3 protein-coding genes are annotated in these 4,809 nt (G+C 68.9%); 2 read left to right on the top strand and 1 reads right to left on the bottom strand.

Features of this window, described 5'->3' with window-relative positions:
- The coding region (locus ACFXN1_RS46560) for an NADP-dependent oxidoreductase (RefSeq protein WP_379463983.1) at nucleotides 1–889 on the bottom strand (889 nt) is incomplete at its 3' end.
- Nucleotides 890–1,080: 191 nt separating this feature from the next.
- Between ACFXN1_RS46560 and clpB the strand changes: the two genes are divergently transcribed.
- Both clpB and ACFXN1_RS46550 read left to right on the top strand, forming a co-directional pair.
- Entirely contained in the window at nucleotides 1,081–3,636 is a 2,556-nt protein-coding gene (clpB, locus tag ACFXN1_RS46555; RefSeq protein ID WP_379446293.1) for an ATP-dependent chaperone ClpB, read from the top strand.
- 162 nt (nucleotides 3,637–3,798) lie between these two features.
- Nucleotides 3,799–4,680, top strand: a complete 882-nt coding sequence (locus ACFXN1_RS46550; RefSeq protein WP_379446294.1) for a DUF5666 domain-containing protein — start codon at nucleotides 3,799–3,801, stop codon at nucleotides 4,678–4,680.
- The last annotated feature ends 129 nt before the right edge of the window (nucleotides 4,681–4,809 follow it).

Below are 4,809 nucleotides of genomic sequence, written 5' to 3'. Positions count from 1 at the left end.
CCATCAGGTCGCCGTCGCCGACCATCCGCAGCAGCTCGCGCAATTCGGCTGCGCCGCCGTGGGATTGGAGGTTGCCGCCGCGCACGCCACGGGCCTGCAGATCCGCCTCGTCGGCGGACCAGATGGTCGAATAGGCCGAACCGCCGGACTTGACCAGGCTCGCGTTGTCGGCGAAAACCGGCGGCGGGCTGACCAGATCGAACAGCACGTCGATGCCGCCGGGATCGGTGATCCGCACCGAATCCGCGACCGACAACTCCGAGCCCTCGGCGTGGGTGGGGGAGTCGGTGACGGTGATCCGGCCGTAGTTCACCACCTCGGTCGCGCCCAGCCGGATCATCCGATCGGTGTCGTCGGGGCGGGCGGTGGCGATGACGTGCGCGCCGGCGAGCGCCGCGAGCTGCACCAGATAGGAGCCGACGCCACCCGAGGCGCCCACGACCAGCACCTTCTGGTTGCGGGTGACCCCGGCGGCGTGCATGAGGTCCAGGGCCGTGATGCCCGCGGTCGGCAGGGCGGCGCCGCGAATGGCGGAGACCTCGTCCGGCAGCTTGGCGAGGGCGCCGTCGTGCGGCACCACGATGTACTCGGCGAAGGTGCCGTGCCCGACCGGCGGGGTCAGGAACTTCCCGACCACCCGCTCCCCGACCTCGAAGTCGTTCACCCCCGCGCCCACCGCGCTGATCGTGCCCGCGCCGTCGGTGCCCGGGATCATCGGAAAGTCGTGCGGCAGTTGGCCGTCCAGGAAGCCGTCGATGATCCGCTGGTCGAACGGGTTGACCCCGGCGGCCTCGAGCTGGATCTGGACCTGGCCCGGTCCGGCCTCGGGGGTGGGCATGTCGGCGGGCTCGGGGCGGCCACCGAATTCACGGACGACGATCGCGCGCATTTGCTGCTCCATTCATTCGGAAACCGGGATGGATGAGCTGGTGTGATGCGTCAACGAATGGAGTCATCGTACGCGTAGCGTAGGAACCGGCCTCGGACTCTGGACCTGACGTCGAAAACTGGTCAGACTTGAGCGGAACAGACTCAACTTCTACCGCGTTGTAGAAAGCAACGACAAGTAGGAAGGTGACAGTGGACTCGTTCAATCCCACCACCAAGACCCAGGCGGCCCTGACCGCCGCGCAACAGGCGGCCGCCGTCGCCGGAAACCCGGAAATCCGTCCGGCGCACTTGCTGGTGGCGTTGCTGGATCAGATCGACGGCATCGCCGCACCGCTGCTCAAGGCCGTCGCAGTCGACCCGGCGACGGTGCGGCGCGAGGCCCAGGAGATCGTGGACCGGCTGCCCCGGGCCACCGGCGCCACCACCACCCCCAATCTCGGGCGGGAAGCCATCGCGGCGCTCAGCTCCGCGCAGCGGCTGGCCACCGAGCTGGGCGACGAATACGTCTCCACCGAGCACCTGGTCTACGGCCTGGCCGCCGGTGACTCCGACGTTCAGCAACTGCTGCTGAAGTACGGCGCGACCGCCGACGCCCTGCGCGAGGCCTTCACCGCCGTGCGCGGCAACGCCCGTGTCACCTCACCGGATCCGGAGGGCTCGTACCAGGCGCTGGAGAAGTACTCCACCGACCTGACCGCCGCCGCCCGCGAGGGCAAGCTGGACCCGGTCATCGGCCGCGACACCGAAATCCGCCGTGTCGTACAGGTTTTGAGCCGTCGCACCAAGAACAACCCGGTGCTGATCGGCGAGCCCGGCGTCGGCAAGACCGCCATCGTGGAGGGCCTGGCCCAGCGCATCGTGGCGGGTGACGTCCCGGAATCGTTGCGCGGCAAGAAGCTCGTCTCGCTCGACCTGGGCGCGATGGTGGCCGGCGCCAAGTACCGCGGTGAGTTCGAGGAGCGGCTGAAGGCCGTGCTGGAGGAGATCAAATCCTCTGCCGGACAGATCATCACGTTCATCGACGAGCTGCACACCATCGTGGGCGCCGGCGCCACCGGCGAATCCGCCATGGACGCGGGCAACATGATCAAGCCCATGCTGGCCCGCGGCGAGCTGCGGCTGGTCGGCGCCACCACCCTCGACGAATACCGGCAGCACATCGAGAAGGACCCGGCCCTGGAACGCCGGTTCCAGCAGGTGCTGGTGGGCGAGCCGTCGGTGGAGGACACCGTCGGCATCCTGCGCGGGCTCAAGGAGCGCTACGAGAACCACCACCACGTGCGGATCACCGACTCCGCGCTGGTGGCCGCGGCGACCCTGTCCGACCGCTACATCACCTCACGGTTCCTGCCGGACAAGGCCATCGACCTGGTCGACGAGTCGGCCTCGCGGCTGCGCATGGAAATCGATTCCCGCCCAGTGGAAATCGACGAGATCGAGCGCGTCGTGCGGCGGCTCGAGATCGAAGAGGTGGCGCTGGCCAAGGAGACCGACGAGGCGTCCAAGCAGCGACTGGAGAAGCTGCGCCAGGAGCTCGCCGACGACCGCGAGAAGCTCAACCAGCTGATGACCCGCTGGCAGAACGAGAAGCAGGCCATCGACGCGGTGAGCGTGCTCAAGGAGGAGTTGGAGTCGCTCAAGGGCGAATCCGAGCGGGCCGAGCGCGACGGCGACTACAACAAGGCCGCCGAACTCCGGTACGGGCGAATCCCCAAGCTGGAGAAGGAACTCGCCGAGGCCGAGTCCAAGGCGAAGACCGCCGCCGACGGCGACGTCATGCTCAAGGAGGAGGTCGGGCCGGACGATATCGCCGAGGTGGTGTCGTCGTGGACCGGTGTCCCCGTGGGCAAGATGCTGGAGGGCGAGACCCAGAAGCTGCTGCGCATGGAGGACGAACTGGGCAACCGGGTCGTCGGGCAACCGGAAGCCGTGCAAGCGGTTTCGGATGCCGTGCGCCGCGCCCGGGCCGGGGTCGCCGACCCCAACCGGCCCACCGGCTCGTTCATGTTCGTCGGCCCGACCGGCGTCGGTAAGACCGAGCTCGCGAAGGCGTTGGCGGACTTCCTGTTCGACGACGAGCGCGCCATGGTCCGCATCGACATGAGCGAGTACAGCGAGAAGCACTCGGTGGCCCGCCTGGTCGGTGCGCCCCCCGGCTACGTCGGCTACGACCAGGGCGGCCAGCTCACCGAGGCGGTGCGGCGACGCCCGTACACGGTGGTGCTGTTCGACGAGATCGAGAAGGCCCACCCGGACGTCTTCGACATCCTGCTGCAGGTGCTCGACGAGGGCCGGCTGACCGACAGCCAGGGCCGCACGGTCGACTTCCGCAACACCATCCTCATCCTGACCTCCAATCTGGGTGCGGGCGGTGACAAGGATGCGGTCATGAACGCGGTGCGCCGCGCCTTCAAGCCGGAGTTCCTGAACCGGCTCGACGACGTGGTCATGTTCCACGCGCTCGACGAGGAACAGCTGGAACGGATCGTCGACATCCAGCTGAACCAGCTGCAGAAGCGCCTGTCCCAGCGCCGCCTGAAGCTGGACGTGTCCGACTCGGCCCGCTTCTGGCTGGCCGTGCGCGGCTACGACCCGGCCTACGGCGCGCGCCCGCTGCGCCGCCTCATCCAGCAGGCCATCGGCGACTCGCTCGCCAAGGAACTGCTGGCCGGCGAGGTGCAGGACGGTGACATGGTGAAGGTCAACGTCACCCCCGACGGCGACACCCTCATCGTCGGCCGCTGATCCGGCGGACCCGGGCCCCCGTGCGAGCTTCGGCTCGGCGGGGGCCTTGCTCGTCCTGGGCGACCGAGCCTTGCCGGTTTCGAGGTGTGAACGGCCCGCGGATTGGGAACCGTCCGGTCGAGTTCGCGGCTCGGGACGGGTCGGCCGCCTACCCTGGAGGCCATGACCAATCCGAGCGATCCGTGGTCGCGGCGGCCGGAACCGGGCCCGGGGGAGGGGCCCGCCGAGCAGGCCGCACCTGGCGGCTACCCCTCGGATAGCGCCGCGGGCTACGGGCCCACCGCGGCCATACCCGCCGATCGGGTCGACTATTTCGGGCAGCCGCCCGGGCTCGACGCCACCCGCGTGCTGCCGCCGGCGGACGCGCAGTGGGGTGGATACGAGACCGGTGGCGGCTACGAGCCGACCGCCGTCTACCCGGGTCAGCCGGGGTATGCCCCCACGAGTAGTTATGGCGCGCCCGGCTATCCGCCCGCCGCGGGCGGGCCCGGTTACCCGGGTGGTCCGGGAATGCCGACCGGTGGATATCAGCCCGCGGGCTTCCCGCAGCATCCGGTCCCGCCCCCGCCGCCCCGCCGGACCACCATGTGGATCGCGCTGACCATCGCCGCGGTCATCGTGGTCGCCATTGTCGGCGTCGTGGCGGGAACCCTGCTGTCGAACAACGATTCGTCGAACAGCGCCGCACCCGGCAGCGTCAGGACCTCCGGGTACCCGGCGCCGAGCCTGCCCGGCAACTCCTCGGCCCTGCCCCTGCCCAGCGGCATTCCCACCATCCCGGGTCTGGGCGATCTGGACGAGCTGGGTGCGAACATGGGCACCATCTCGAACAACGACGGTTCCACCCTCACCATCACCACCCTGTCCGGTGGCACGGCGACCGTGAAGACCGACAACAAGACACAGGTGATTTCCCTGGGCAGCACCAAGGTTTCGGACTTACCGGTCGGCGAGGTGATCATGGTCCAGGGCGACAAGAACGCCGACGGATCCATCCAGGCGAAGCTGATCATCAGCACCTCGATGCCGAGTGCTACCCGATGACACATGGTGCAAGCGGAAAAACTGACCAACCCAAAGGTTCGCGGCGCGTCTCGATTCTGGACTGACGGAGCGGGGGAGCGAAGCGGAGGAGCGGAGGAGGGAAGAATCGAGACCTCCAGCGCCGCGAAC

The organism is Nocardia sp. NPDC059154, from assembly GCF_042755705.1.
In the GTDB taxonomy this organism is placed as follows: Bacteria; Actinomycetota; Actinomycetes; order Mycobacteriales; family Mycobacteriaceae; genus Nocardia.
This window is presented reverse-complemented; position numbering and strand designations above follow the sequence as displayed.

What these genes read in the sequence shown, in the direction of transcription:
- ACFXN1_RS46550 (WP_379446294.1), top strand. Translation starts at nt 3,799, where the DNA reads ATGACCAATCCGAGCGATCCGTGGTCGCGGCGGCCGGAACCGGGCCCG.